Raw genomic sequence first — 26841 nt, forward strand, 5'->3', positions numbered from 1 at the left:
TTAGCGTACTACCTTTGCAATGAGTTGCGTCGCTTGAAGTCGAGCTAAACGGTCACATTCAAGAATTTCATCGAGCGTGTGTACGTTTACATCAACCGTTGTGTCTAATGTTTGTGCATTAATGCGGTATATATCAGTAAAGCCTATCTGCCCTTGTAAAAATGCCTGCACAGCAATTTCATTGGCAGCATTAACTGTCGTTGTAGCACCTTGTCCAGCATTACACGCAGCAATAGCTAATTGTAAATTGGGATAGCGGGCAAAATCTGGTTTCGTAAAAGTAAAATCAGCAAGCTGTGAAAAATCCAGTGGTGTTACTCCAGCATCAATACGCTGTGGGTATGCTAAAGCATGAGCAATCGGTGTACGCATATCTGGATTCCCCATTTGCGCTAGCACCGAGCCATCTTGGTATTGCACCATTGAATGAATAATACTTTGCGGGTGAATGACCACTTCAATATCGTTTGCCTGGCAGTTAAATAGCCATTTAGCCTCAATAAACTCAAGGCCTTTATTCATCATAGTGGCTGAATCAACAGATATCTTTTGTCCCATCGACCAATTTGGATGCGCCACGGCTTGTGCCACAGTAACGTCTTTTAAAGAGGCAATATCACACGTTAAAAAAGGCCCACCAGAACCGGTAAGTAAAATTTTACTTACCCCATGCTCATGTAACTGTGCATTAGTTTTAGAGCCTTGCAGTGCACTTGGCAGGCACTGGAATATGGCATTATGTTCACTGTCAATCGGTAGTAAAGTGGCTTTATGTTGTTTTACTTTATCAATAAACAACTGACCTGACATGACTAAAGATTCTTTATTCGCCAGTAATACTTTTTTACCTGCTTCTACCGCACTGAGTGTAGGTATGAGCCCTGCTGCACCAACAATCGCCGACATTACCGCGTCAACGTCTGGGTGAGCGGCCAGTTCACTCATGGCGGCAATGCCACTGCGGATCACTGTTTTGCAGCCACTTCCCGATAAGTGTTGGCTTAACTTAGCTGCAGCGCTGTCATCTGCCATCACTGCAAAGCGTGGTTGATGAGCAATACACAATTGCGCCATCAATTCACTATTATTACCTGCCGCAAGTGCAAATACAGCAAACTGTTCTTGATTACGCGCAACAACATCTAAGGTACTTAAACCAATGGAACCTGTCGCGCCGAGAATGACGAGTTGTTGTCTACAACTCATAAACTAAGTGTCCATGCATAGCACAACACAAAAATGGGGGCTGCAGCAGTTAGGCTGTCAAGACGATCTAAAATACCCCCATGGCCAGGCAAACATGAGCCACTATCTTTAAGACCAGCTTCGCGTTTAAACATACTTTCGAGTAAGTCGCCAATAGCTGAGAATAACGCGATGAATACAGTCATAATCGCGTAAATTGGCCAAACAGACATATCTACATTGGTAAAATGACAAAACGCTAAAACAAAAATTACCGCAGCAACTAAGCCACCAGCTAAACCTTCAATGGTTTTATTAGGGCTCACTTTTGGCATTAACTTATGCTTGCCAAAGTTTTTACCCGTAAAGTATGCACCAATGTCAGCACTCCATACGATCCCCAGTACCACTAAAATAAGCATCGAACCAAAGTGCGTTGATTGCTCATAGTTAGCACTGCGCAGTGTATTAAGCGCAAGCCACAGCGGTACTAAGGTGAGAATACCGGCAATAGCGCGCATAACCACTCCTTCGTTCCATGCTTTAGCCATTGCTGGGTAGCGCCACACTAGGTAGGTGGCTACAATCCACCACGAAAATGACAGTGTGAATATATAATTTGCGTCTCCTACGAGCTGGCCGTCGACCCACAGTCCATCAATTGGCCAATGCCAATTAAGCAGTACCAGTAACAAGCCAATAAACGTCACAAACGAAAAACGTTTAACTTTATCGCATAACCCCATAAATGCCGACCATTCCCACGCGCCTAATAAAACAATCGCGCCAGCAATGTAACTAAACAATGTAAGAGGTGTATAAAAAACCAACACCAGTGCCAAAGGCGCTAGCACTAAAGAGGTTAAAATTCGTTGTTTTAGCAAAGTGTTACCCTTTTTAATTAGGTTTCAGCGAGTAATTGTTTTATTTGTTCGCCAGTACAACCAAACCGTCGCTCTCTGGCAACGTAACAAGCGATAGCATCAGCAAAAGCTGCTTCATTGAAGTCAGGCCAAAGCGTATCGGTAAAGTAAAGTTCAGCATAAGCAGCTTGCCACAATAAAAAGTTGCTTATGCGTAAATCGCCACCAGTACGGATCAACAAGTCAGGTTCAGCCTGATCTTGCATACTCATATGGGCGGCTAAATCGTGCTCTGTAATATCATCAGGGTTTAACGTCCCTGCAGCAATCAGCTTACCTAATTGCTTTGCAGCATTTGTTATATCCCATCGACCACCATAATTTGCCGCTACATTCAGTTGCAAACCAGTATTATTAGCCGTTAATTCATGTGCTGCATCAACCTTGCTGCGCAAAGTATCTGAAAAACGAGATAAGTCACCAATAATGGTTAACTTAACATTATTTTTGTGTAGCTTTTTAACTTCCTTACTCAGCACAAACAAAAACAGCTCCATCAAGGTACTGACTTCATCTTCGGGGCGATGCCAGTTTTCACTACTAAAAGCGAATAGAGTCAATGACTCTACTCCTAATTTAGTACAAAACTGCACAGACTGACGAACCGCATCCACGCCTTTTTTATGACCGTACACACGTGGCCTATTCTTGGCTTGTGCCCAACGACCATTGCCATCCATGATTATAGCGACATGCTTGGGTAAACATTGCTGGGAAATTTTATCAGCGTTAAGAACCATAAATATCGAGTATTCCATAAAAAAACGCCGCCTAGTATACCCCAGACGGCGTTTCAAAACTAATAAATTTACTAGCTTAGATTTCCATCAACTCGGCTTCTTTCGCCGCTAATTGAGTGTCCATCTCTTTAATGAATTTGTCCGTAAGCTTTTGAATTGCATCATCAGATTGACGCGCTTCATCTTCAGAAATATCTTTATCTTTCAATAAGTTTTTAACGTCACCGTTAGCATCACGACGAATATTACGGATTGCAACACGGCCGCTTTCAACTTCACCACGAACGATTTTAATTAAGTTTTTACGACGTTCCTCAGTTAGCGGAGGAAGTGGTACACGGATCACAGAACCTGCTGACATTGGGTTTAAACCTAAGTCAGATGCCATGATTGCTTTCTCTACCGCTTGTGCAAGCGATTTATCAAATACACTTAACGCAAGTGTACGTGAATCTTCAATTGTTACATTGGCAACTTGGTTCAATGGCGTTGGTGCGCCGTAGTATGGCACCATAATGCCATCTAATATTGCCGGATGAGCACGGCCAGTACGGATTTTAGATAGTTGACTGCTAAGTGCCGTTACACTTTTCTGCATACGTTCTGCAGCATCTTTTTGAATATCGTTTATCACGGTTCAATCCTAATCTAGTTAATAACTTCATCTGAGGCTTGTGAAGAGATAAGAGTGCCTTCTTCTTCGCCCATAATTACACGCTTTAAAGCGCCTGATTTATTCATATTAAATACGCTCAACGGCATCTTGTGATCACGCGCAAGAGTGAATGCCGCAAGATCCATTACTTTTAATTCTTTTTCAATGATTTCATTGTAGCTCAAGTGACGGTAAAGTGTCGCCTCTGGATTTTTTACCGGATCATCACTGTAAACACCGTCAACCTTGGTGGCTTTAATCACGGTATCGGCTTCAATTTCAATACCACGTAAACACGCGGCCGAATCCGTTGTAAAGAATGGATTACCAGTACCGGCTGCAAAAATAACTACACGGCCCGTTTTTAATAAGCTAATTGCCTCAGCCCAATTGTATGCATCACACACACCGTTAAGTGGGATAGCTGACATTAAACGACAATTTACAAATGCACGGTGCAACGCATCACGCATTGCAAGACCATTCATGACAGTTGCTAGCATCCCCATATGATCGCCAACTACGCGATTCATGCCTGCTTCAGCAAGTGAGCCGCCACGTAAAAAGTTACCGCCACCGATAACTAAACCCACTTCTACGTCGAGTTCTACAAGCTCTTTGATTTCTTGCGCCATACGGTCTAATACTTTTGGGTCGATGCCGAAGCCTTCGTCTCCCATCAGTGCTTCACCGCTTAATTTGAGAAGAACGCGTCTAAAAATAGGTTTACGATTGATTGTCATAGTATTTGGGCCAACTTTATAAAAAAAGGATAAAAAATAACCGCGCTTATGATTTTCACATAAAGAGCGCGGTTATTTTAAAGAATTTTCAGCGATGACGCAAAAGCAAATAACAGAATAATTTCATCTAACTCACTTTTTCGTCAAAGGAAATCGATTTTATTGACCTTTAGCAGCAGCAATCTGTGCAGCAACTTCAGCAGCAAAATCTTCAGTTTTCTTCTCGATACCTTCACCAACTTCTACACGTACGAAGCCAGTAACTGTTGCGTTTTTCTCTTTAAGAATTTCGCCAACAGATTTTTTAGGTTCCATGATGAAAGCTTGACCAGTAAGAGAAACCTCACCAGTGAATTTTTTCATGCGACCAACAACCATCTTCTCAGCGATTTCAGCAGGCTTGCCTTCGTTCATCGCGATTTCGATTTGTACTTGCTTTTCTTTTTCAACAACGTCAGCAGGTACATCTTCAGGTGCTAGGTACTCTGGGTTTGAAGCAGCAACGTGCATTGCAACGTGCTTAAGTGTTTCTTCATCAGCAACACCCGCAACAACAACACCAATACGCTCACCGTGACGGTACTCAACTAGTTGCTCACCAGCAATGTACTGTAAACGACGTACGTTGATGTTTTCGCCAATTTTAGTAACTAGTTCAACACGATCTTCTTCGAACTTAGCTTGTAAGTCTTCGATAGAAATCGTTTCTGCAATAGCAGCATCAGCAACTTTGTTAGCAAATGCTAAGAAACTTACGTCTTTTGCTACGAAGTCAGTTTGACAGTTAACTTCAACTAGTACTGCAACACCTGCATTTTGCTTGATGATGATAGTACCTTCAGCAGCAATGTTACCTGCTTTTTTAGCAGCTTTTGCAGCGCCACTTTTACGCATATTTTCAATCGCTAACTCGATGTCACCATCTGTTTCAGTTAACGCTTTTTTACAATCCATCATGCCAGCGCCGGTACGCTCGCGTAATTCTTTAACTAGGGCAGTAGTTACAGCCATTAGTAAATCCTCAAATCTGAATTCAGGTTTAGATAAGCGGGTTACCCGCTCTACAAGAATAGCAAGTCTTCATCTAAAATTAGATGAAGACTTGATGACAGCTAATTACTCAGCTTCTACGAAGTCGTCTTTCTCAGCTTGAGCAACGATATTGCTCTCACGACCTTCAGTGATTGCTGCTGCAACTGCGCCTGTGTAAAGGTTGATTGCACGGATAGCATCATCATTACCAGGTACGATGAAATCAACACCGTCTGGGTTAGAGTTAGTATCAACGATCGCAACAACTGGAATACCTAGGTTGTTAGCTTCACGGATAGCGATGTGCTCGTGGTCTGCATCGATAACGAAAAGTGCGTCAGGAAGACCACCCATGTTTTTGATACCGCCAAGGCTCTTTTCAAGCTTTTCCATTTCGCGGTTAAGCATTAACGTTTCTTTCTTAGTTAACTTCTCGAAAGTACCGTCTTGGCTTTGGATCTCAAGGTCTTTAAGACGCTTGATTGATTGACGAACTGTTTTCCAGTTAGTCAACATACCACCTAACCAACGGTGATTTACGTAATACTGATCACTAGCGATAGCGGCTTCTTTAACCGACTCGCTTGCTGCGCGCTTAGTACCAACGAAAAGAACTTTACCTTTGTTTGACGCAGCACCAGTTAAAAACTTAAGTGCGTTGTTGAACATTGGAACAGTTTGCTCAAGGTTGATGATATGAACACGGTTACGTGCGCCGAAGATGAAAGGCTTCATCTTAGGATTCCAGTAACGTGCTTGGTGACCGAAGTGAACACCAGCTTGAAGCATGTCGCGCATTGAAACGTTTGCCATTTTGTATTTCCTCTGTTTAGTTTAGGGTTAGGCCTCCACATACCCCATAGCACCAACACCGCAGTTAAATGAAACTGAAATGCACCCAAGTGTATGTGACGATACGTGTGTGTGTTAAAATAAAATTGTGTTTGCCTTAAATACAAAAAATCATTTAAGAATTTATTTGTAAAAAGACGGCGCGCTTTATACCATATTAAAAACAAATATTCAACGTCGCGTGCAAAATTTGTGCGACGATAAATGTGTAAAACTCGACAATGGAGCCTCCATGAGTGCTGTGATCAAGACCCCTGAAGAAATAGAGAAAATGCGTGTAGCCGGGCGCTTAGCGGCAGATGTCCTGGAAATGATAGAGTCACATGTAGTTCCCGGTGTAACCACTGATGAACTAAATACAATTTGTCATAATTATATTGTCGATGTGCAAAAGGCAATTCCTGCCCCACTAAATTACCATGGTTTTCCTAAATCAATTTGCACCTCAGTAAACCATGTAATTTGCCATGGTATTCCTAACGACAAAGCATTAAAAGATGGCGACAGTGTCAATATCGATATCACGGTTATCAAAGATGGCTACCACGGCGACACATCAAAAATGTTTCATGTTGGCACGCCAAACATCCAAGGCAAGCGTCTTGCTGAAGTAACGCAAGAAAGCCTTTATTTAGCAATAAAAATGGTTAAACCAGGCGTGCGTTTAGGTGATATCGGCGAAGCGATTCAAAAATATGCAGAGAGCTTTAACTACTCAATTGTTCGTGAATATTGCGGCCATGGTATTGGTGCAGAGTTTCATGAAGAACCACAAATAATGCATTATGGCCGCGCTGGAACTGGCGAAGCCCTAAAAGCAGGTATGTGTTTGACTATTGAGCCAATGGTTAACGCGGGTAAACGCCAGTGTAAACTACTAAAAGATGACTGGACTGTGGTTACTAAAGACCGTAGCTTGTCTGCGCAGTGGGAACACACCTTATTAGTAACTGAAAATGGTGTTGAAATTTTAACGCTTCGATCAGATGATACGATTGACCGGATCATTGAACATTAAATACTGACTCACCCGACTTAGGGTGAAATTAGTATGCTAAGGAGCCAGCCCACGTGGCATTACCCAATAAAGTTAAAAAATTGCTCAGCGATGCTGAGCAATTAACCGATTATCGCGATTGTTCTAATTATTTTTATAAATGGTTACAAAACGAGTTTTCAAAACAGCCAGTCGGTAATTTGATTAATGCCCGGGCTGAGTTTATCGACCGCTTACTGATTAAACTGTTTCATGTTTATGATTTAGCCCATGAGCCAGATTTAGCCTTGATCGCCGTTGGCGGTTACGGTCGCGGTGAGCTGCATCCCTATTCAGATATCGATTTTTTACTGCTAGTTACTGAGCAACCTAGTGATGCCGTGTGTGAAAAAATCGGCCAATTTGTGACCATGCTATGGGATCTTAATTTAGAAATTGGCCACAGTGTGCGTACCATTGAGCAAGCGATTGAGCAAAAACGTGCCGACGTAACTTTTGCCACTAGCTTGCTTGAAAGTCGACTACTGTTCGGTAATCACATTGAATATGAAAAACTCAAAGAGCATATTCTTGATACGCCTGTATGGCACTCTGACGAATTCTTTTTAGCAAAAGTACATGAGCAACAACTGCGTCATAAAAAATGTCACGGTACAGCATACAACCTCGAACCAAATATCAAAGAAAATCCCGGAGGCCTGCGAGATCTGCAAACCATCATTTGGGTTGCTAAAAAACATTTTAGAGCCGAAACCTTACAAGAGCTTATTAGCCACGGCTATCTCACTCATGAAGAATACCAAGAGCTCCTAGAGTGTTTAGAAAATCTCTGGAATATCCGTTTTGCGCTGCATTTAGCGGCTGGACGCTCTGAGAACCGGTTGTTATTTGATCATCAACCACTGGCCGCTGATTTACTTGGCTTTGGTAGCGATGGTAAAGCCTCAGTTGAGCGGATGATGAAGCGATTATTTAGGATCATGAGCCGGGTCCGTGAGCTAAATCAAATGTTGTTATCATATTTTGAACAAAGCATTTTACCGGAAAGTAACGAACAAGCAGTGGTTGAACTCGATCGTAATTTCGAACGTGTTGGCCATCAAATTAGGGTAAAAAATCCGTCCGTGTTCTTTCGCCGTGATCAACTATTTGTATTGTTCGAACATATTGCCGATAACCCTGAAATTACCCATATTTACCCAAGTACTATCCGTACCATCCGCCAAGTGCGCCGTCGTCTGTTAGGAGATTTGCAAGATTATGCCGCCTGTCGTGAAGCCTTTTTACGGCTAATTAAACACCCTAACGGCATGGGCCGTGCATTTACTTTAATGCACAAACACGGCATGCTTGCCGCTTATTTACCCCAGTGGCGAAACATTTTTGGACAGATGCAATTTGACTTATTTCACGCTTATACTGTGGATGAACATACTCATAAGTTGATCAATAACATTTATCAATATTTTGATAAAGCAAACGTCAGTGAGTTTCCTATTTGTTGTGAAATAGTCACCCGCATGGACAAGCCCGAGCTACTGTATTTAGCGGGCATCTTCCATGACATTGCCAAAGGCCGTGGCGGCGATCACTCAGAACTCGGTGCTGTTGATGCCATTGCTTTTGCCAAATTACACCGTTTTTCAACTTCCGATGGCAAATTGATTGCTTGGCTAGTTAGTAACCATTTACTTATGTCTGTAACTGCACAGCGTAAAGATATTAATGACCCAGATGTGATCAAAGACTTTGCTACTCGAGTTAAAACCGAACGACAACTTGATTATCTATACTGCTTAACCGTCGCAGATATTCGCGCCACTAACGACAACTTGTGGAATGATTGGAAAAACACCTTGTTGCGTGAGCTTTACCTGCATACTCAAAGGGCGTTACGGTTAGGCCTTGAAAATCCTATGGATCAGCGCGACCAAATTCGCGATAAAAAGCATCAAGCCAAACAACGGTTAATCAACAATGGCTATGATGAAAATCAGATTGATTTAATTTGGAGCCGTTTTAAAGCAAATTACTTTACGGCCTTTAGTGAACAACAACTATCATGGCACACCGAACATTTACTAAACTGCGTTGATTTAAGCCAACCCAGTGTTGCGGTATCAAATACAGCCATGCACGGCGGTACACAGATTTTTGTTTATAGCCCCTACTCCGGCGGTTTATTTGCCCGTTTAGTAAGTGTGATCGGCTCTAAAAAAGCGCAAATTCAACATGCTCAAGTGCTCACCACTCGCGACGGCTATGTGCTGTTTAGCTTTGTAGTACTTGAAGTCAGTGGCGACCCGATTGCCAGCGCTCAAGCGCAGTCAATCAAACGCGGCCTTGATCAAGCGCTTGCTGATCCGAAAAAGAAAATTCGCTTTAAAAAGAATCGCTCACAACGCTTTAAAGATTTTAATATTAAACCAAAAATTATCCTGCGCCCTCACCCGCGTAAAGACCGCAGCTTAATCGAAATTCAAGCGGTAGATATTCCTGGCTTATTAACCAAAATTGCCGAAGTGTTTCAAGCCCATTTATTACATATACACGCCGCGCGGATCACCACCGTAGGTGAACGTGCAGAAGATTTCTTCGTGGTATCGAATAACGAATACCAAGCTCTTACCGACGAAGAACAAGCAAAAATTCATCAAGCATTGCGTAAAAAACTCAACGCAGAAACCGAATAAGAGGATCTTATGTCAGATTTAAAAACCACCATTGAAAACGCCTGGGATAACCGTGATAGCATCAGTCCGAGCACAGTACCTAGTGATGTAAAACAAGCCATAATCGATGTACTTGAGCTACTTGACAGTGGTGCCGCACGCGTTGCTGAAAAAATAAGTGGTGAGTGGGTTGTCCATCAATGGCTAAAAAAAGCCGTGTTACTGTCGTTTCGTATTCGTGACAATCAACCAATGAACGACGGCGTAAACCAGTTTTATGACAAAGTACCACTGAAATTTAGCGACTATACACCGGAGCAATTTCAGCAAGGTGGCATGCGCGTTGTACCAAACGCTGTTGCCCGTAAAGGCAGCTTTGTCGGTAAAAATGTAGTATTGATGCCATCATATGTAAACATTGGTGCTTACGTTGATGATGGCACTATGGTTGATACATGGGCCACTGTAGGCTCGTGTGCACAAATTGGTAAGAACGTACACTTGTCAGGAGGTGTTGGCATAGGTGGCGTTTTAGAGCCATTACAAGCCAATCCTACTATCATTGAAGATAACTGTTTTATTGGTGCACGCTCTGAAATTGTAGAAGGCGTGATCGTTGAAGAAGGCGCTGTTATTTCAATGGGTGTTTACATCAGCCAAAGTACTCGCATTTACGACCGCGAAACTGGCGAGATCCACTACGGCCGCGTACCAGCAGGTGCAGTGGTTGTTCCAGGCGCACTGCCATCAAAAGACGGTACTCACAGCTTGTACGCTGCAATTATCGTGAAAAAAGTAGATCAGCAAACCCGCGAAAAAGTAGGGATTAATGCATTATTGAGATCGATAGACGAATAATAGAGAGCTGAAAAGTTCTAAACAATAAGCTGATTGACATTAACAGTAAATAAATGAAAGCCCTAAATCTATATAGATCTAGGGCTTTTTCTATCTGTGTTATTTTCTCTTTTATGATAAATATCACCTTTAAATACAACATACTTGATAGCTGAGAACTTATTCTGGTTTATTAGCTTTGATTTGTATGACTGCGGCAACTATAATTATCAATCACATCATTAAGTAATTGAGATCAAGTTGTTACGGCTTTTCGTTATATGTTGGTTCCTGTTACTTGGTTTTCAGCAAGCTTTTGCTACTGAACTAAGCACTTTTGAAAATAAGTTAAACGAAGCTGAAGACTACCTTGTGGTCAACCCAGCGCAATCTATTATTATTCTTGAAAATCTTGACGATATCGATAAAGTTTCACCTGAGTTATTTATTCGTTGGCATCTTATTAACGCCCGAGCAGCCGTTCCGACCAGCCAATTTGACCGCCTTCATCAGTCTGTAGATGCGATATTTAGTCAGCAGCAAGCCCCTTATTTCAAAAAGAGAATAACGTCTATTATGAGTGCGTTAGGTATTTGGCTACGCTATGCAGAGTATTTAGACGATGCCCAACTAAGTTTTCAATGTGGTTATAAATACGCTGAAAATGATCGTCAACGCTTGACGCTTACCAACAGTATGGCACTGGTCGCTATGGCACAAAATAACAATGACGAAGCGCGTAACCTATATGCCGAAAGCTATAATTTCACGGTGCGTTTAAACCTCCCTAATGTTGTCGCCATGATAGAAAGTAACTTGGGCTATTTGGCACTTGATGAGAATAAAATCCCAGAAGCTGAACATTATTTTCGTAGTGCCTTAAGCCGTTATCAAATTATTGACAAGCGAGCGGGACAAATTTCTGCAGGATTAAATCTGTTAATGGTATTTTTGATCCAAGATCAAACAATAAACTTTGAAAGGTTATACGGACCCACATCCACTTTAACCCATGCCTTTCCCAATGAGGCTAAACAAGCTTTATTACTGTGGCTGGAAATGCGTTTTAAAAAACTTAAAGGAAATTATGTTAGCCGAAAGGACATAGCACAATTGCAAATAGCTTACGAGCAATTAGAAAGCGATCAAATGAAAACCTTTGTACACCGTTACTTTGCTAAAAAGCTCGAAGTCCCTATCGTACCACCAAAGAAAATCCTCCCTAAAAAGTTTACTCGTTCTTGGTTTGAGTTAGTTAAAAAGTGTCAGTGGTAATTGTTGGTGGCACTTTACAACATCTCCCTTTTTTCTTATTACCAACTGGGCGGATTTAATTTCGCAGCGCTGGGGTTCACGCCTGAGCAATTTGGTTACAGTGGGATTTTTTTGGGACTAGGCTCACTGCTGGGGAGTTACCTTAACAACGGCTTGCTGGCGAAGCATGTGTCGCAGCATTTGCTGTTGCAAGCTGCCGCGACTTTACTCACGTTGGGTGCTGTCGGTGTTTACCTAATACAAGATTCGATTTGGTTTATCACACAGTGCATTAAGCACTATAGTCGTTAAACAAATCGATTGAATTTAGTGACGCGGCAACGAGCTGATCTTGGGATAGATGTTAAGTTCATTTTTAAACGATAGTCAGGTTATACCAATCGTGTAAAGTTACTGACCATTTATAGCGACAGATAAATGGAGTGATAACAAGGCATAAATTTTGACATGCAGTTGTTCTACTTGAAAAAATTATAACGCAGTTAGCGCTTTATTTAGCTCGCTAGGGTGGTTAAATATTTAAGTCGATTGGTATTAAGTACTCTTTACCACTTCGCATAGTGGTCTTCGGTAAATCCCCATTCGCCGTTAAGTGTGATAACTTCGTCTGCAAGAGTTATTTCACCATAGTAACGGCCGAAGTGTTGAGTGAAGTTAGTCGCGATAATAATTAAGTTGGTTTTATCTTGGCGTTTACCTATTGGTTCGAAGTATAAATTGATGATACCGTCGTTTGAACGCAGCCGCCATTTACTCGTTGCTTTAGCATTACCATAGCGCTCAAATTGAAAATCGACCATATCAATTTTATAAAGCGTGCCATCGAGCCACAAGGCGTTTTCGGTAAAACCTGTTTCAATAACCCCCGCACTTAAATTTAAACCTAAGCGGCGGCCATCAGCTAATGTGCAGGCTAAACTCCCCCAGTTCCAAAAGGTTTCGCGACGCATGAAACCCGCGCTCCAATCAACACTTGCCAGTATTTTAAGCTCTTCAAATACATATTTGTTACCACGCCACTGAAGTGTTCCAGTACAGGGTAATGCGGCAGTTTTTTGGGTAAAATGAAAGCCTGTAAAACCGGCACGAACACACACCGCAAGCGGGTTATAATTTATCGATTCATCAATACAGGCACTAATTTTCAGCCCGGACTTTAAATTTACCTCTACCGAGCGTATTTGCGGCTTAGCGGTTGTATTAATAGTTACGCTGTTACGCCCTTTTCGAAAAGTCGCTTGCCCGGTGTTTGGTGTGCTATCAATACACGTATTTAAAGCCAGTAAGCTGATAAAACTGACTTCATCGAATTCTGTCGTTTGTGGGTCGTATACATATACAAAACAGTGACTCGCAATTTTTAAATCAACGATCGCTAAACCAATAATTAACTGCTCACAACTCAAACTAATAAATTGAAATTGATTAAAGCTTAACTTTTTAAAAAGCGTACTTCTGGATTTACCCATAGTACTACGCAGGTCAAAATCCAAGTAATTGATGTCATCTACTCCATCTGGAAAAATACCAAAGTCGGCTTGTCCATCTTGGTCAATCAGCTCATGCTTTTTCATAATAAGCTCCTTGCTTTTTAAACAACATTTTATCGATTAAAAATATTGTTGGTAAGTCTAACTCAAAACAACTTAAAAATGATCGCTTAAAAAAGTGCCACCGAATTTATACTTAAAGTGTTACAAGTTATTACAAAATTGCCTCTTTTGGCTGATTTAGTGGTTTCTTGGTTACTTTTTGACATACATTCTATTTATGATAGTGGCGCTTTTTTTACATATCACTACAATGCACAAAAACAAATATTGGAAGACACACAATGAACCTGACACGTAGTTCGCTAAAAAACCCTGCGAGTGTCATTGTTATCTTGGTGCTAATTATGTTGTTTGGCATATTAAGCATTTTTAAGTTGCCGATTCAATTAACCCCTGATATTGAACAACCGCAAATTACAATTTTCTCTGGTTGGCGACAAGCTGCACCCGAAGAGATTGAATCGGTTATCATTGAGCCCATTGAAAATGCAGTTAAAAATACACCTGGCGCATTAGAAGTAAATACCAATATCAACCGAGGCAATGGCGCTATTACGCTAACCTTTGCTGTTGGCCAAAATATGCAACAAGCCATGCTTGATGTATTAACCAGCCTTAATCAAGCTCCCCCTTTACCTTTAGACGCATTCGACCCTGTTGTATTCGCTGGCGGAAATAATGGTGAGGCGGCAGCAACCTTACTGATCACACCTAAAGATTATCAATCGGATAGTTTAGATTTTGATATGTCGCAGTTTCAAAAACAAATTGATGAGTTTATCGAACCACGATTAGCGCAAATTCCAGGTGTTGCGCGGGTGGATCTGGCCAGTGAACGCCCGAAAGAATTGCGTATTACGTTTGATCCGCATAAAGCAGCAGCCTTAGGAATAAGCCTAGATAAAATTAGTAACGTACTTGCCAGTTCACGAGATACTTCAGGTGGCTTAGCTAATGTAGGTAGGCGCCAATATACAGTGCGTTTTACGGGACAATATGACTTATCTAGCATGGCACAAATGCGCGTTGGTTACTCAGATGATAGGCCTATTTATTTAGGCGATATAGCCAGTGTTGAACGGACTTACTCTGACCGCTTAGGTATGAGTGGACGTAATGGAAAACCAGCCTACTACATCCGTATTTCTCGCGCTAATAAAGCCAATACGGTTGCGTTACTTGACGATATTAATCTAGCAATAAAAGAGCTAAATGAAGGGCCGCTGGCAGCGAATGGACTCTCTATTGAGCTTAGTTTTGATGCCTCGGTGCATATACGCAATGCACTGTCGTTAGTTAAAAGTAACTTAGGCCTTGGCGTTATTTTGTCTTGCTTAATTTTATGGTTATTTTTTAGAGGCCTGAAAGCTACTTTAGTGATTGCAGCGACTATTCCAATCTCATTGATGGTGGCATTTTTAGCGCTTAATGTTTTTGACCGTAGTCTAAATGTTATATCACTCGCGGGTCTGGCATTTGCTGTTGGCTTAGTGTTAGATGCGGCTATTATAGTACAAGAAAATATCGCCAGGCTTCGCGCTGAAGGCCTAGATAATAAAAAAGCGGCGCTTAAAGGAGCGGCCCAAGTTACTGGGGCGTTATTTGCATCAACAACAACGAGTGTTGCAATATTTTTACCTATTTTATTTATGGCTGGTATTGAAGGGCAATTGTTTTCTGATTTAGCACTGACACTCTCTGTAGCGGTTATCACATCAATGATATGCGCAATTACACTTATCCCATTAGCGAATCATCTATGGCCCGATGCGCAAATCAAAGCGGACCCATATCATTACTATTGGCAAAAGCTCAGTAATTTTATTATGAAGTTAACGAACACTCGCGTTAAGCAAATTATGTGGATTATCGTATTACTTGGCGGCTCAGTGATAGCAACATTAACTATGCTACCGAAAACCGATTTTATGCCACGCGCGCCTACTGATGGCTTCTTTTTCAATTTGGTCACGCCACCAGGTGGGAATGTGCAATTTATGGAAGAAGAGCTCTTACTCAGAGTTAAAAAACGACTCATGCCCTACTTCAATGGCGAAAAAGAACCTAGCATTAAAGATTTTAATTTTTATGCTTTTGGCTCAAATGCAGGTGGCTTTATTTACTCAGCCGATCCACAACGAGTCGAAGAGTTAATGAAAGTAGCCAAAGAAGAGATTTTTATTGATTTACCCGACACGCAAGTATTTTTCTTTCGTGGTTCAATGATCCAAGTTGCAAACGGTGGTGATGGCCGCGATATCAATATTGACCTAACCGGGCCGAACATGGATGACTTAGTTAATGCAGCACAAATTGCACTAAACGCCGTCAATGAAGTTCTACCAGATGCTACCGCCCAGCCACAGCCTCGTCTTGATATGGCTGAACCTGAACTTAGACTAACACCTAATGATCGCCGTATTACCCAAGCAGGCCTGACTCGTCGAGATGTATCGCAAGCAGTACAAGCATATACTGGTGGTTTATTTGTGAATGAATATTTTGATGGTAATGAACGCATGAATGTCATTTTACGAGGCATTCCTTGGCAAACCCCAGAAGAACTAAAAGCACTGCCGATTGTTACCCCACAAGCAGGTATACAAAGCCTTGGCGAGCTTGCCAACATTGAACGTACTGTGGGACCCACTCAGTTACGTCGGGTAAATGGTCGCCGTACAGTGAGCATAGTCGTAACTCCACCTGCTGATATGAGCTTACAACAAGCGCAAGCAATTTTAAGCGAACAGGTAATGCCTAAAGTCAGAGCTAGCCTGCCAAGTAATGCGGGAGCAATATTGGCTGGCAACGCACAAAAAATGAATTCGGCGATGACCGAAATGGCGCTGAATTTTGTGTTGGCGTTGTTTATTTTATTTTTATTAATGACAGCACTGTTTAAATCCGCAAAAGACAGTGCGTTGGTTTTACTGGTTATGCCTCTAGCCATTGCTGGTGGCGTATTAGCGCTGTTTATTTTAAACCTATTTACTTTTCAATCGCTTGATTTGCTCACCATGATAGGGTTTATCATTTTGTTAGGGTTAGTAGTTAACAATGCCATATTATTAGTGGATCAAACTAAGGTAGCGATGACATCAGGTTTAAGTCGTGAGGCGGCGGTCAAACAAGCGATATTACTAAGGGCAAGGCCTGTTTACTTAAGTACACTTACGAGCTTATTTGGCATGCTGCCATTGATGCTAATGCCAGGTGTAGGCTCTGAAATTTACAGAGGGCTTGCAACCGTTATAGTCGGTGGTATGGCGATCAGTGCGTTGTTCACTCTCATTTTAATGCCTAGTTTGTTACAGCTAGGCCGAAGCACACCGCCTGCGTCAAATAATAAATCAGTAAACAATACAGCAAAAAGTTTAGCTACAAGCCAATGAGTATAGAGAACCTAATCATGAATAGAATTAAACTAGCCATGCAGTCTTTCATCCTATGTAACTGTTTATTTATAGCACCTGTTTTTGCCGTTATTCCTGTGACTGTTGCACAGGTCACTAAAGCGCCGTTAACCAGTGAAATAGAAGTTAATGGTACGCTGTTTGGCAAAGACGATGTTACTTTAACAGCAGGTATTAGTGGCCGTCTTATCTATGTTGCCGAGCCTGGCAGCGTGATCAAGAAAAATGATATTTTAGTTCGTATGGATACCTTACCTTTAGAATTAGATAAAGCACGCCAAGAAGAAATGCTCAATCGCGCTAATATTAATTTACGTTTATATCAACAAGACCTAAAACGCTTAAAAGAGTTAGAAAAATCTAGCAGCGCCGCACTAAGCCAAGTAGACGAAGTGCAAAATAAGCACGATCTGGCTCGCTCTGACATAGCACTTGCGAAGATCGAACTTAAAGTAATCGATGACAAACTAACAAGAGCAACTATTCGTGCGCCATTTGCTGGCGTTGTAAGCGAGCGCTTTAAGCGCGCAGGTCGTGAAATAAACCGTGCTGATGAGTTACTTACGCTACTTGATATTCATCATTTAGAAGTACGTATATATGTACCCGTTAGATACTTAAAATATTTACGAACAGGCATCGAACTTCCCATTAAAGCGGGTGACTTATCGCAACCAGAAACAGCTGCAGCAATAATAACTGCGGTAATTCCATCTACAGATCCACGCTCTCAGACAGTTGAAATACGCGCCAATTTACAAGCAGATGCACAACACGCTTGGGCAATTGGCCAACTTGTTGATGTAACCGTGCCATTGACCAGCAAAAATCCGGTATTATTGGTAAATCGAGATGCGTTAATCATCCGTAAGCAAGGCATACATGTGGTTAAAATTGATGCGAAAAGTCAAGCGATAAAAATTCCTGTAACCGTTGGCAGTGGAAAAGGGCCACTTGTCGAAGTCTCGCCAATTGCAGATAACGGTTTAAATGCAGGAGATAACGTGGCTGTGCGTGGTGCTGAACGTTTACAAACAGGGCAAGATGTCGAGATACAGATAAAATAATCAGAACTCTAACTAGTAGGCCGTTTCATCCAGCAACTTTTCCCAAAGTTGCTGGGTACAACTCAGTATTTACAGCCAAATCCACTGATATCTATTGGTTTAATTTGTTCGCCTTTACCACTGTGATCGTCATGCTTGATGATTAAGGTATTCGCTTTTTCACTAAATGTGAACGACCCTAACCAATCGAGGGTGGCTATCGGTGTTAAAGTATAAAAGCCATTTTTATCAGTGCATTGATAAGAAAAATAATGCGTTGCTTTGCCAAACGCGCCAACATCCGAGGTATACACACTAATATTCCCCTGTTGCCGGTAGTCGTCGGCTTGAGTGCCAACCACTAGATACAATGCACTAATGATTGCTAGGACAATAAATTGGATCCCTGCCAATATAAAAAAGCTGATATCAAATAATTTAGCATACCAAACTCGGGGCTCGTCATGATGGGGATGACCGTGGCTTGCTAACAAAAAGCCACCGATAGTCACCAATATTAATTTAATCGGCATCATATAAGCACTGAGTAAATACATGCTTTTTGCATTATGCCATTGCAGCCCAAAAGCCGTTGGTATAAATAAACTATCTAGCAACGGCAATAATATCAGCAAGCACGCGATAATAAGTTTTTTATGTTTTAGCATTTATAAGTGATGGCAGTTGATGATAGGTTTGAGTGTACAAATAAAAACCGTGAATAAAAAGCCCGTTAAAGTAACTTAACGGGCTGATATTAATCTTCAATCTTCAATCTTCAAAAAATTAATCGTCTTCGATGTTATCCAAACCTTTGGTGCCGTCTTTGGCTTTTAGTTTATGGTGTATTGCTGATTTTATTAGCATGTAACCGCTGATCGGTGCGGTGATCAATAAGAAAATTGAGATCAATAATTCTTTGACACTAACGCCATCTTGCGTGTTACTAAAAAATACCATCGCGGCGATTAGCATTCCAGCCATGCCAAGGGTTGTAGCTTTTGTAGGACCATGCAGACGCATAAAAAAGTCCGGCATTTTGATAAGGCCTATCGAGCCTATTAATATAAATGCACCACCGATTAATAATAATATAGAAACTATCCATTCACTGATCATGTTATTACCCTTTATTCGATGATGTCGCCACGTAACAAGTACTTACATACAGCTACTGTACTTACAAAGCCAAGCATCGCGATTAACAGTGCAGCTTCAAAATACAACCCTGTGCCCATACTCATACCGTATAAAATAATTAACGCTATGGTATTAATATACATAGTATCTAGCGCTAAAATGCGGTCAGGTACCGAAGGGCCTACCACCAAACGCCATAAGTTAAGCAGTAACGATAAACCAATCATTGCAAAAACAATTAAAAAGACCGTTTCTAACATTGAAATATCTCCTTAAGAGGTGCTTCGTAACGTTGTTTAATGGTGTCGATCAATGCTTGTTCGTCATCTAAATCTAATACATGAATAAGCAAATAACGCTGCGTTGGTTGCTCACCCTCAGCGAGAGATTCAGGTATCGGATATACCTCTGCACTTACGGTGCCCGGTGTGAGCGATACTGTGCTTGCCAAAATAGTTATAGGCATAGCATGGCTGAGCTCTATTGGTACTTTTACAAACGCGGGACGCAGTTTTTTAACTGGCCCAAGAATAAGCAATGCGACTTGCATATTGGCGGTAATAATGTCGTACATCACGATAATTAACTGCTTTAGCGCTAAACCGGGCTTAATAATAAGCGGTTGCGGTTCGCGAAATGGAAAACTGACTAAAGGAATTAAAATAGCGAATATCACAGCCAACACTATATGACCTGCCGATACGCTGTTATTAAGTAGCAGCCATACGACAAACAATAATGCACTACGAAAAGGTGTTGGTAACCAACGAAAACGTGATTCTAAACGCATTATAAGCCCCCTCCAAGTACCGTATTGATACCACCGGTAATATCATGCAATTGCGTAGCAGCAGCAATCATATATTCACTTACTGCGCCGCCAAAGATCACTAACAAAGGCGAACAAACTAATAAAGCAATTATTGCCGTGATCTGCAATGGATGCGCTTTTACTCCTTCAGTCGGTTCACAGTCTTGGTGTTTGCGTTCCCAAAACAAGGTAGTACCCGCTCGAGATAATGCGACCAATAATGCAAAGCTGGCAAGCAAGTAAACAGGCCAAAATAGCAATGCTTTTTCGCTATCTAAGGTGGTTTTTAAAATCCACACTTTACCAATAAACCCTGACAGTGGTGGCATGCCGACTACAGCTAAAGCAGCAATAATAAAGCACGTGCCTAATAAGTATGGTTGCGCTACGCCGCGTCCTGGCGCAAAACGATCCGCAACTTTACCACGCTGATGAGCAATCAGGTCGGCCACTAAAAATAAGGCCGCGCACACTAAGGTTGAATGCACTAAGTAATACAACAGCGCCGCTGTGGCATTAATGTTTTGTAATGCGACTAAGGCGACTAACGTCCCCACCGATACAATCACTAAATTAGCAGTGAGCTTACGTAAATCTTGCGCGGCAACAACACCAATGGAGCCAACTATAATAGTTGCAACGGCCAAGCCCCACAACCATGGTTGTGCCATGTGTGCAAGTTGCCCTGCTTCATCACCAAAGATAACGGTATAGACACGCAGCATTGCGTATACACCCATTTTAGTCATAATTGCGAATAACGCTGCCACCACAGGCATTGCACTAGCGTAAGTATTGGGTAACCATAAGTGCAGTGGTAACAATGCGCCTTTTAGCGCAAAAACAACCAGCAGTAATAACCCACCAATTTTTGCAAGGTAGACGTCATCGCCCTGTAACTGCGACACTTTTTGTGCCATATCGGCAATATTCAAGGTGCCTAATACACCATATAAAATACCCAGTGCAATCAAAAAAACACTCGATCCAATCAGGTTTAAACTCACGTATTGAATGGCTGATCGCGTTTTGTGTTTATCACCGTCATGCATTAGTAATGAGTAGGAAGCAATTAACAGCACTTCAAAAAATACAAACAGGTTGAATAAATCCCCTGTTAAAAACGCACCGTTAACACCCAGTACCAAAAAGTGTACTAAAGGATGAAAAAAGCCCCCTTTTTCATCATCTCCCATACAGCTGTAAACAGTAACAGCCAAACCTAGAAATGACGTTAGCAACACCAGTAGGACTGACACTAAATCAGCAACCAGCACGATCCCAAATGGGGCTTGCCAGCCGCCGATGGCATACACAATAATGCCTGACTGGAAAACTTGCCATAATAATAGCGCACTGACGAAAGTGTTTAATAATGCCATGACTACAGAGGCAACACGACGAATAGGAATACTTTTCCCACAGGGAGGTAACAGTAAAATAATGCCGGCAAGCATAGGTAATAAAATTGGCCAAGAAGCTAGATGCTGGATCATTTGTGCTCCTTGTGTTCAATTTTACCTAAGTGACCATCTACATGATCATTGCCTAAATCAGCACGACCACGAATTGCCAAAATCACGACAAAGGCGGTCATTGCAAAACCAATTACAATGGCAGTCAAAACTAAAGCTTGCGGCAGCGGATCGGCATAGTCAGTGCCTGTACCAAGCACGACGGCTTTATTAATAGTTAAGCGCCCCGCAGAGAATAAAAATAAGTTCACTGCGTATGACAGCATCGTTAACCCTAATACTACCGGAAAAGTCCGTGCTCTTAGGATCAAGTACACCCCACAAGTCACCAATACACCAACGCATGATGCGTATAACAGTTCCATTAAATATTTACCTCTTTCTTAGGTGTATCTGCGGTTAACTTACCTAGGCTTGCGAGTATCATTAAGGTCGCGCCGACTACGGTCATGTAAACACCTAAATCAAATACGATGGCACTGGCCAGTTCTACTTTGCCGATAAATGGCACATCAAAATATTCAAACCAAGTGGTTAAAAACGGTCGTCCAAATGCCCAACTTCCTAGCCCTGTTAACATTGCAATGGCGATACCCGAGGCAATGATCTTTCGATAGTTCACATCAAAGCGCTCAGAGATCCAAATTGAACCATGAGCCATATACTGCAAAATAAAGGCAATTGCAGTGACTAACCCGGCAATAAAGCCCCCACCAGGTAAGTTATGACCGCGCAAAAAGATATACGCAGAGACTAATAACGCCAATGGCAATAAACTTTGTGAAATACTGGCTAATAACAGTGGATGACGTTCTCGCGCCCAAGGGCGACCTTCACTGTCGCTGGCTGGCATAAACAATGGTAAATTAGTTAATACTTTATAAATACCTAACGCTGCAATCCCCAGTACCGTGATTTCCCCTAGGGTATCAAAGCCCCTGAAATCAACCAAAATAACGTTTACGACATTGGTACCGCCTCCGCCAGTTTTTGCATTGGCGATAAAGAAATCTGAAATTGACTCAAGCGGACGCGTTAATAATGCATAACAAATACTGGCAATAACCACCCCCACTGCTGAGGCAATCCCTAAATCACGTAAAATACGTAATGAACTCGACTCTTTAGGTGTGCGTTGCGGTAAGAAGAATAATGCCAGCATTAATAAAATGACTGTCACTACCTCTACGGTTAACTGTGTAAGCGCTAAATCGGGCGCTGAGAAGCGAGTAAATGCCACTGAAACCATTAACCCTACGATTGATATCATCAATAACGATACCATCCGTGAGCGATGCCAAATCACAGTGCTAATGGCACCGATGATCATTAAACCTGCACCAATGGCATTATGAAAATCGATCGGCGTACGTGGCGCAGTACCCGCCAAAGCGTTCATTTCAAACAATGGCCAACCAGCACACAACAATACGACCCCCAACATCACAACAATGTAACGTTGCAGAGAACCATTTTCGGTGCTGCTGATTTTTTCTTGACTCCACTTAATGATCGCATAGACAAACCGCTCAAAGGTTTTTTTAGCATTTAATGGAGGTAGTGATGCTTGAAACTTAAATAAGTGCTTACGCTGAATATATATAAATACACCGCCCACGACAGCCATCGCACTCATAAGCAATGGTAAATTAAAACCATGCCAAATTGACAGTTTAAACTGTGGTGTCGCTTCCCCAAGAACTGCTAGCGACGCCGCTGACAAAATACCATCAACCACAAAGTTTGGAAACATACCGACTAGTAAACACAACACAACTAGTATTTCGATTGGCACACGCATATAGCGAGGAGGCTCATGCGGTGTTTTTGGTAAATTGATTGGGTCGCCATTAAAGAATACATCGTGAATAAAGCGTGCCGAATATGCTACAGAAAAAGCAGCCGCTAGAGTTGCTAATACAGGAATAAGCCACGACATAGAACCAAGTATTTGTTGATGTAAGGTTTCTGCAAAAAACATTTCTTTTGACAAGAAACCATTTAATAGCGGCACCCCAGCCATTGCCGCTGCAGCAACCATTGCCAGTGTCGCTGTATAAGGCATAAATCGCCACATACCATTGAGCTTACGCATATCTCGCGTACCAGTTTCATGGTCAATAATACCGGTGGCCATAAATAATGACGCTTTAAACGTTGCATGGTTGATAATATGAAATATTGCCGCTACTGTGGCAAGTTCAGTATCTAACCCAAGTAATAAAGTGATCAAACCTAAATGGCTAATGGTTGAATACGCCAGAAGCCCTTTTAAATCATGCTTAAATAAAGCGATGTAGGCGCCGACCAATAACGTTGTTAAGCCGGTCATGGCAACCAAAATAAACCAGATATCTGTTCCAGCTAACGCTGGATAAAAACGTGCAAGTAGGAAGATACCGGCTTTTACCATAGTCGCTGAATGCAAATAGGCACTCACTGGCGTTGGGGCTGCCATTGCGTGCGGTAACCAAAAATGAAATGGGAATTGAGCTGATTTAGTAAATGCACCTAGCAATACCAACACTAATGCAACTTCGTATAAGTCATGTGACTGGATCAATGTTTTGCTAGCTAAGATAACGTCTAGATCATAGCTACCAACAATATCACCAAGCAGTAGTAAGCCGCCTAGTAGAGCTAATCCGCCGGCTCCAGTGACTGCTAATGCCATACGTGCCCCTTTGCGGGCCTCTGATTTATGCCACCAAAAACTGATTAACAAAAATGAGCTAATACTGGTTAATTCCCAAAACAGCCATAGTTGAATCACGTTATTCGACATCACAATACCTAGCATTGCAGTCATAAACAGCATTAAGTAACAGTATAATTTTGGCATCGAGTCATTATTACTTAGGTAATAACGGGTATAAAAAATAACCAGCAACCCGATCCCTAAGATCATAAAGATAAACAATAAGCTTAAGCCATCTAGGCGAAAAGCCAGCTCCATACCCAGCGCTGGTATCCATTGTGTGGTAAAGCGAATTGTCTCACCCGCTAAAACCGCTGGCGTGTGATAAATCGCAATTGCTAAGGCGCATAAAGGCGCTAGCATAGTTAAGCTCGTAGATTGATTACGAGTCAATTTGCCGGTGCAGGAAGAAATAACACTGCCAATTAAGGATAACAGGGGTATCCAGAGCAAAGTCATAGAGAGAAACCTTTTGAAGTCATAAGAGTATCAATACACTGCTAGTTAGTTTTAGTTTAGTACTGGTCATTTCGGATGGTTTTAATTTTAGCTTCAATAAACGCTTTATAGGTATATAGTTATACTGATCAGCGACGATTTTGTCTATAGTAAGCCCTTCTACCTGCTGTTATTTTGTACTATTTTAGTGCTGACAGCATATTATTTACAACTTTATCCCTCAATATTTTTTTTTGTCATTTTGTTTATAAAGTTCATAGGTGCTTTAAATTGCTGAAAATAGTCGCTAAATCGTAGTGGTTGATAGCTCGGATCAGTAATTTGTTGCAACCATAATTGTTGATAATGCACTGACAAAGGGATTTGTTGATATTGCATTATTGACCAGTTATGACTTGGTTTATATGCTTTAATTGGTGTTTGACAGCTATCACTTAGCTGCCAGCCAGCCGGTGGTGTAAGATCATTGGCAATAAAAAGGTTCGGCGCCACCAAGCCTTTTTGATTACATAACCACGCCTGCTTCGCTGCGGGTAATGGATACTCATCTTCAAAGCCGTTAAAGTGCATCAGCTCATGTAAAAATAAACCGTAATAACTCGCCGAGTTTAAGTGCATTATGCCACCTTGCACATTGCCTGAGCCAGTTGCGGTCATCATCACTATAAAATCAAAGCCCGTTGGCCAAGCTTTATTGTGAGCTAAAGGCTGCCAATCACATTTAGCGGCATGTTGCGGCTGTTGTTGGCAGTTTATGGAGTCCCCTAAATAAATCGGCTTACTAAAACAAAAACTGCCTGAGCTCGGTTGGGGGTGTTGTTGATAACGAATTTTAAATGCATTAAGTTTTGCTAAACCTTGGCGATGATCTGTCATCATCAACACATTAAACTGACACTGCGGTTGCGCTTGCAGCTGTGAAAAGGATAATAAAAATCCCTCATGACTGGCAAAGCTTTGGTCAATACTCGCCGGTGTGGCGCCATGGTGTAATTTTAATTGTTCTGCCGCATGACTTGCAGGCAACAGGTGTTGCTCTGCCAGTGATGTTAAATCATCCCAACGTTCTGATTGCAGTAACAATGCACTGAGTCTGCGGCGCTTATCAACACTTTGCTGAGCCACGCTAACACGCCAAAAAGGTAAAGCCGATTGTGCTTGATCATTTGTTAGTAACCGCAGTGCCCAAGCAAATTGTGCATCTGTAACAGCATTTATAGCTAATAAGTATAAGGTAGCATCAGTCAATGAATTAAGCTGAGCATTAAAATCGTCAATAAAACGATAATAACTAATAAGAATAGAATCTGGGGTATGTTTTACATGCCAAAAGGCAATATCGCGATGCTGATTAACTGAGCTTGGTAAATATCCCAAACTCAGCATAACAACAACGCTAATAAATAATTTAACTGTCGTTTTCACCAGCCATTAACTCAAGCTCTAAACGGGCATATTTATATTCCACAAACTCATGCACATTGGTGGCAAGTGCTAAACGAAAGAAATCTGCGGCTTGATAATCAAGCCCTTTAGCTTGATATATTTTAGCTAAATAAAAGTAAGCTTCGCATAGCCGCTGCGCATATTCTTGTTCAGTTTTAACACCATCGGCAAGACTTGTTAAAAAGCTCTGCTCGCTCATATCGCCCAAATAAAGTGATATTAAACTATACGCCCATTGGCTATCATCCAGCCCTTGTGCGTTGGCTTTTAAGTTTGCTATAGCTTGCACAGGATCAGCGCTTGCTTGCGCTAGATAAAGCCATAATACCCGGTAAGGATCACTTGGCGAACGTGATAAAAACTCTTTAAGATCAGCCGCTGCAAGATTTGCTCTATCGCCATAGTAAAGAGCAATACCACGATTTAAGTAGGCATATTCGTGTTGCTCATTGAGTTCTAACGCTGAATCAAAAAATTCATAGGCTTTTTCAAATTGTTGCATCAAGGTATGGTGAATACCTAAAAAGTTATACACTTCGGCTAAATCGGGCTTCAATTGCACAGCACGATTAAAATCAATCCGCGCCAAGGTAGACATACCTAAACTATCAAATAATACGCCACGGTCATAAAATAATTTTGCTTGTTGATCTGGCGCTAGATCAGCACGATTTAATAATTCAGAATAACGAGCTATCGCTATTTCACTACGAAAATCAGACGCTAAAGGCGCAGTGAAAGGCACATTCACAATCGCAGTCGGTTGTGCTTGCGAAGTAGATTGACAGGCGCTTAAAGACAGAATAGCAAACGATGCCAAGGCTATGTGTTTAAGTATCATTAAAATCCTTTATACCAAGATAAGTAGCAAACTGATAGGACAAGTGCT

24 protein-coding genes are annotated in these 26841 nt (G+C 41.7%); 7 read left to right on the plus strand and 17 right to left on the minus strand.

The window, feature by feature from the left end; genetic code table 11:
• The 7 genes from ispC to rpsB all read right to left on the minus strand — a co-directional run bounded on the left by ispC (position 1) and on the right by rpsB (position 6091).
• On the minus strand, positions 1-1206 hold the full coding sequence (ispC, locus tag H5163_RS09200) for a 1-deoxy-D-xylulose-5-phosphate reductoisomerase (protein WP_145240482.1): 1206 nt from the start codon (positions 1204-1206) through the stop codon (positions 1-3).
• Complete coding sequence (locus H5163_RS09205) at positions 1203-2069, minus strand: phosphatidate cytidylyltransferase (RefSeq protein WP_145240480.1); 867 nt, start codon at positions 2067-2069, stop codon at positions 1203-1205. The genes ispC and H5163_RS09205 overlap by 4 nt, the downstream gene beginning before the upstream one ends.
• Positions 2070-2086: 17 nt before the next feature.
• Complete coding sequence (locus H5163_RS09210) at positions 2087-2866, minus strand: isoprenyl transferase (protein ID WP_145240478.1); 780 nt, start codon at positions 2864-2866, stop codon at positions 2087-2089.
• A 58-nt stretch (positions 2867-2924) separates the two neighbouring features.
• Complete coding sequence (frr, locus tag H5163_RS09215; RefSeq protein ID WP_215909106.1) at positions 2925-3446, minus strand: ribosome recycling factor; 522 nt, start codon at positions 3444-3446, stop codon at positions 2925-2927.
• A 50-nt stretch (positions 3447-3496) separates the two neighbouring features.
• Positions 3497-4246 (minus strand): UMP kinase, encoded by a 750-nt coding sequence (gene pyrH, locus H5163_RS09220; RefSeq protein WP_145240474.1) that lies wholly within the window; start codon positions 4244-4246, stop codon positions 3497-3499.
• 159 nt (positions 4247-4405) lie between these two features.
• Positions 4406-5257 carry a translation elongation factor Ts gene (gene tsf, locus H5163_RS09225; protein WP_145240472.1) on the minus strand — a complete coding sequence of 284 codons (852 nt, stop codon included), beginning with the start codon at positions 5255-5257 and terminating at the stop codon, positions 4406-4408.
• A gap of 105 nt (positions 5258-5362) precedes the next feature.
• Positions 5363-6091 (minus strand): 30S ribosomal protein S2, encoded by a 729-nt coding sequence (rpsB, locus tag H5163_RS09230; protein WP_145240470.1) that lies wholly within the window; start codon positions 6089-6091, stop codon positions 5363-5365.
• 271 nt (positions 6092-6362) lie between these two features.
• Here rpsB and map point away from each other — a divergent pair, with 271 nt between their 5' ends.
• The 5 genes from map (at position 6363) to H5163_RS09255 (ending at position 12202) form a co-directional block, all read left to right on the plus strand.
• Positions 6363-7148, plus strand: coding sequence for a type I methionyl aminopeptidase (gene map, locus H5163_RS09235; RefSeq protein WP_145240468.1), 786 nt, complete (start codon positions 6363-6365; stop codon positions 7146-7148).
• 53 nt (positions 7149-7201) lie between these two features.
• Positions 7202-9820: a [protein-PII] uridylyltransferase gene (gene glnD / locus H5163_RS09240; RefSeq protein ID WP_145240466.1), complete on the plus strand. Its 2619-nt coding sequence runs from the start codon at positions 7202-7204 to the stop codon at positions 9818-9820.
• A gap of 9 nt (positions 9821-9829) precedes the next feature.
• Complete coding sequence (dapD, locus tag H5163_RS09245; RefSeq protein WP_145240464.1) at positions 9830-10657, plus strand: 2,3,4,5-tetrahydropyridine-2,6-dicarboxylate N-succinyltransferase; 828 nt, start codon at positions 9830-9832, stop codon at positions 10655-10657.
• A 240-nt stretch (positions 10658-10897) separates the two neighbouring features.
• Positions 10898-11911, plus strand: a complete 1014-nt coding sequence (locus tag H5163_RS09250) for a tetratricopeptide repeat protein (protein ID WP_259398305.1) — start codon at positions 10898-10900, stop codon at positions 11909-11911.
• Between the two features lie 6 nt (positions 11912-11917).
• The gene (locus H5163_RS09255; RefSeq protein WP_182734973.1) at positions 11918-12202 is read left to right on the plus strand and encodes a hypothetical protein; all 285 of its coding nucleotides are present in this window, start codon (positions 11918-11920) and stop codon (positions 12200-12202) included.
• A gap of 254 nt (positions 12203-12456) precedes the next feature.
• On the opposite strand, the gene H5163_RS09260 is transcribed toward H5163_RS09255, so the two are convergent.
• Positions 12457-13485 carry a DUF2804 domain-containing protein gene (locus H5163_RS09260; RefSeq protein ID WP_220494562.1) on the minus strand — a complete coding sequence of 343 codons (1029 nt, stop codon included), beginning with the start codon at positions 13483-13485 and terminating at the stop codon, positions 12457-12459.
• 260 nt (positions 13486-13745) lie between these two features.
• Here H5163_RS09260 and H5163_RS09265 point away from each other — a divergent pair, with 260 nt between their 5' ends.
• Positions 13746-16856, plus strand: coding sequence for an efflux RND transporter permease subunit (locus H5163_RS09265; RefSeq protein WP_182734974.1), 3111 nt, complete (start codon positions 13746-13748; stop codon positions 16854-16856).
• A 17-nt stretch (positions 16857-16873) separates the two neighbouring features.
• Entirely contained in the window at positions 16874-17944 is a 1071-nt protein-coding gene (locus tag H5163_RS09270; RefSeq protein WP_257326219.1) for an efflux RND transporter periplasmic adaptor subunit, read from the plus strand.
• A 62-nt stretch (positions 17945-18006) separates the two neighbouring features.
• Here the strand turns inward: H5163_RS09270 and H5163_RS09275 are convergent, their stop codons facing one another.
• From H5163_RS09275 to nlpI, 9 genes are all read right to left on the minus strand, one after another.
• Positions 18007-18591, minus strand: coding sequence for a hypothetical protein (locus tag H5163_RS09275; protein WP_145240458.1), 585 nt, complete (start codon positions 18589-18591; stop codon positions 18007-18009).
• 118 nt (positions 18592-18709) lie between these two features.
• Complete coding sequence (locus H5163_RS09280) at positions 18710-19042, minus strand: Na+/H+ antiporter subunit G (RefSeq protein WP_145240456.1); 333 nt, start codon at positions 19040-19042, stop codon at positions 18710-18712.
• Between the two features lie 11 nt (positions 19043-19053).
• Positions 19054-19323, minus strand: a complete 270-nt coding sequence (locus tag H5163_RS09285; RefSeq protein ID WP_016707651.1) for a K+/H+ antiporter subunit F — start codon at positions 19321-19323, stop codon at positions 19054-19056.
• Positions 19317-19853 (minus strand): Na+/H+ antiporter subunit E, encoded by a 537-nt coding sequence (locus tag H5163_RS09290; RefSeq protein ID WP_145240454.1) that lies wholly within the window; start codon positions 19851-19853, stop codon positions 19317-19319. Before H5163_RS09290 ends, H5163_RS09285 begins: the two co-directional genes overlap by 7 nt.
• Positions 19853-21370, minus strand: coding sequence for a monovalent cation/H+ antiporter subunit D (locus tag H5163_RS09295; protein ID WP_182734975.1), 1518 nt, complete (start codon positions 21368-21370; stop codon positions 19853-19855). The genes H5163_RS09290 and H5163_RS09295 overlap by 1 nt, the downstream gene beginning before the upstream one ends.
• Positions 21367-21714 carry a Na+/H+ antiporter subunit C gene (locus H5163_RS09300; protein ID WP_145240450.1) on the minus strand — a complete coding sequence of 116 codons (348 nt, stop codon included), beginning with the start codon at positions 21712-21714 and terminating at the stop codon, positions 21367-21369. The genes H5163_RS09295 and H5163_RS09300 overlap by 4 nt, the downstream gene beginning before the upstream one ends.
• Positions 21714-24506, minus strand: coding sequence for a monovalent cation/H+ antiporter subunit A (locus H5163_RS09305; protein ID WP_149983002.1), 2793 nt, complete (start codon positions 24504-24506; stop codon positions 21714-21716). Before H5163_RS09305 ends, H5163_RS09300 begins: the two co-directional genes overlap by 1 nt.
• Before the next feature lie 213 nt (positions 24507-24719).
• Positions 24720-25931, minus strand: coding sequence for a hypothetical protein (locus tag H5163_RS09310; RefSeq protein WP_182718694.1), 1212 nt, complete (start codon positions 25929-25931; stop codon positions 24720-24722).
• Positions 25915-26793 carry a lipoprotein NlpI gene (gene nlpI, locus H5163_RS09315; protein ID WP_182731379.1) on the minus strand — a complete coding sequence of 293 codons (879 nt, stop codon included), beginning with the start codon at positions 26791-26793 and terminating at the stop codon, positions 25915-25917. Before nlpI ends, H5163_RS09310 begins: the two co-directional genes overlap by 17 nt.
• Between the last annotated feature and the right edge of the window lie 48 nt (positions 26794-26841).

Source organism: Pseudoalteromonas sp. SG44-8, from assembly GCF_014164125.1.
Classification (GTDB): Bacteria; Pseudomonadota; Gammaproteobacteria; order Enterobacterales; family Alteromonadaceae; genus Pseudoalteromonas; species Pseudoalteromonas rhizosphaerae.

Coding starts and splice junctions, on each gene's coding strand:
- tsf (WP_145240472.1), bottom strand. CDS start 5,257: ATGGCTGTAACTACTGCCCTAGTTAAAGAATTACGCGAGCGTACCGGC.
- ispC (WP_145240482.1), bottom strand. CDS start 1,206: ATGAGTTGTAGACAACAACTCGTCATTCTCGGCGCGACAGGTTCCATT.
- H5163_RS09270 (WP_257326219.1), top strand. CDS start 16,874: ATGAATAGAATTAAACTAGCCATGCAGTCTTTCATCCTATGTAACTGT.
- map (WP_145240468.1), top strand. CDS start 6,363: ATGAGTGCTGTGATCAAGACCCCTGAAGAAATAGAGAAAATGCGTGTA.
- H5163_RS09265 (WP_182734974.1), top strand. CDS start 13,746: ATGAACCTGACACGTAGTTCGCTAAAAAACCCTGCGAGTGTCATTGTT.
- H5163_RS09260 (WP_220494562.1), bottom strand. CDS start 13,485: ATGAAAAAGCATGAGCTGATTGACCAAGATGGACAAGCCGACTTTGGT.
- dapD (WP_145240464.1), top strand. CDS start 9,830: ATGTCAGATTTAAAAACCACCATTGAAAACGCCTGGGATAACCGTGAT.
- H5163_RS09285 (WP_016707651.1), bottom strand. CDS start 19,323: ATGTTAGAAACGGTCTTTTTAATTGTTTTTGCAATGATTGGTTTATCG.
- H5163_RS09300 (WP_145240450.1), bottom strand. CDS start 21,714: ATGGAACTGTTATACGCATCATGCGTTGGTGTATTGGTGACTTGTGGG.
- H5163_RS09290 (WP_145240454.1), bottom strand. CDS start 19,853: ATGCGTTTAGAATCACGTTTTCGTTGGTTACCAACACCTTTTCGTAGT.
- rpsB (WP_145240470.1), bottom strand. CDS start 6,091: ATGGCAAACGTTTCAATGCGCGACATGCTTCAAGCTGGTGTTCACTTC.
- nlpI (WP_182731379.1), bottom strand. CDS start 26,793: ATGATACTTAAACACATAGCCTTGGCATCGTTTGCTATTCTGTCTTTA.
- H5163_RS09280 (WP_145240456.1), bottom strand. CDS start 19,042: ATGATCAGTGAATGGATAGTTTCTATATTATTATTAATCGGTGGTGCA.
- H5163_RS09305 (WP_149983002.1), bottom strand. CDS start 24,506: ATGACTTTGCTCTGGATACCCCTGTTATCCTTAATTGGCAGTGTTATT.
- H5163_RS09295 (WP_182734975.1), bottom strand. CDS start 21,370: ATGATCCAGCATCTAGCTTCTTGGCCAATTTTATTACCTATGCTTGCC.
- pyrH (WP_145240474.1), bottom strand. CDS start 4,246: ATGACAATCAATCGTAAACCTATTTTTAGACGCGTTCTTCTCAAATTA.
- H5163_RS09275 (WP_145240458.1), bottom strand. CDS start 18,591: ATGCTAAAACATAAAAAACTTATTATCGCGTGCTTGCTGATATTATTG.
- frr (WP_215909106.1), bottom strand. CDS start 3,446: ATGCAGAAAAGTGTAACGGCACTTAGCAGTCAACTATCTAAAATCCGT.
- H5163_RS09210 (WP_145240478.1), bottom strand. CDS start 2,866: ATGGAATACTCGATATTTATGGTTCTTAACGCTGATAAAATTTCCCAG.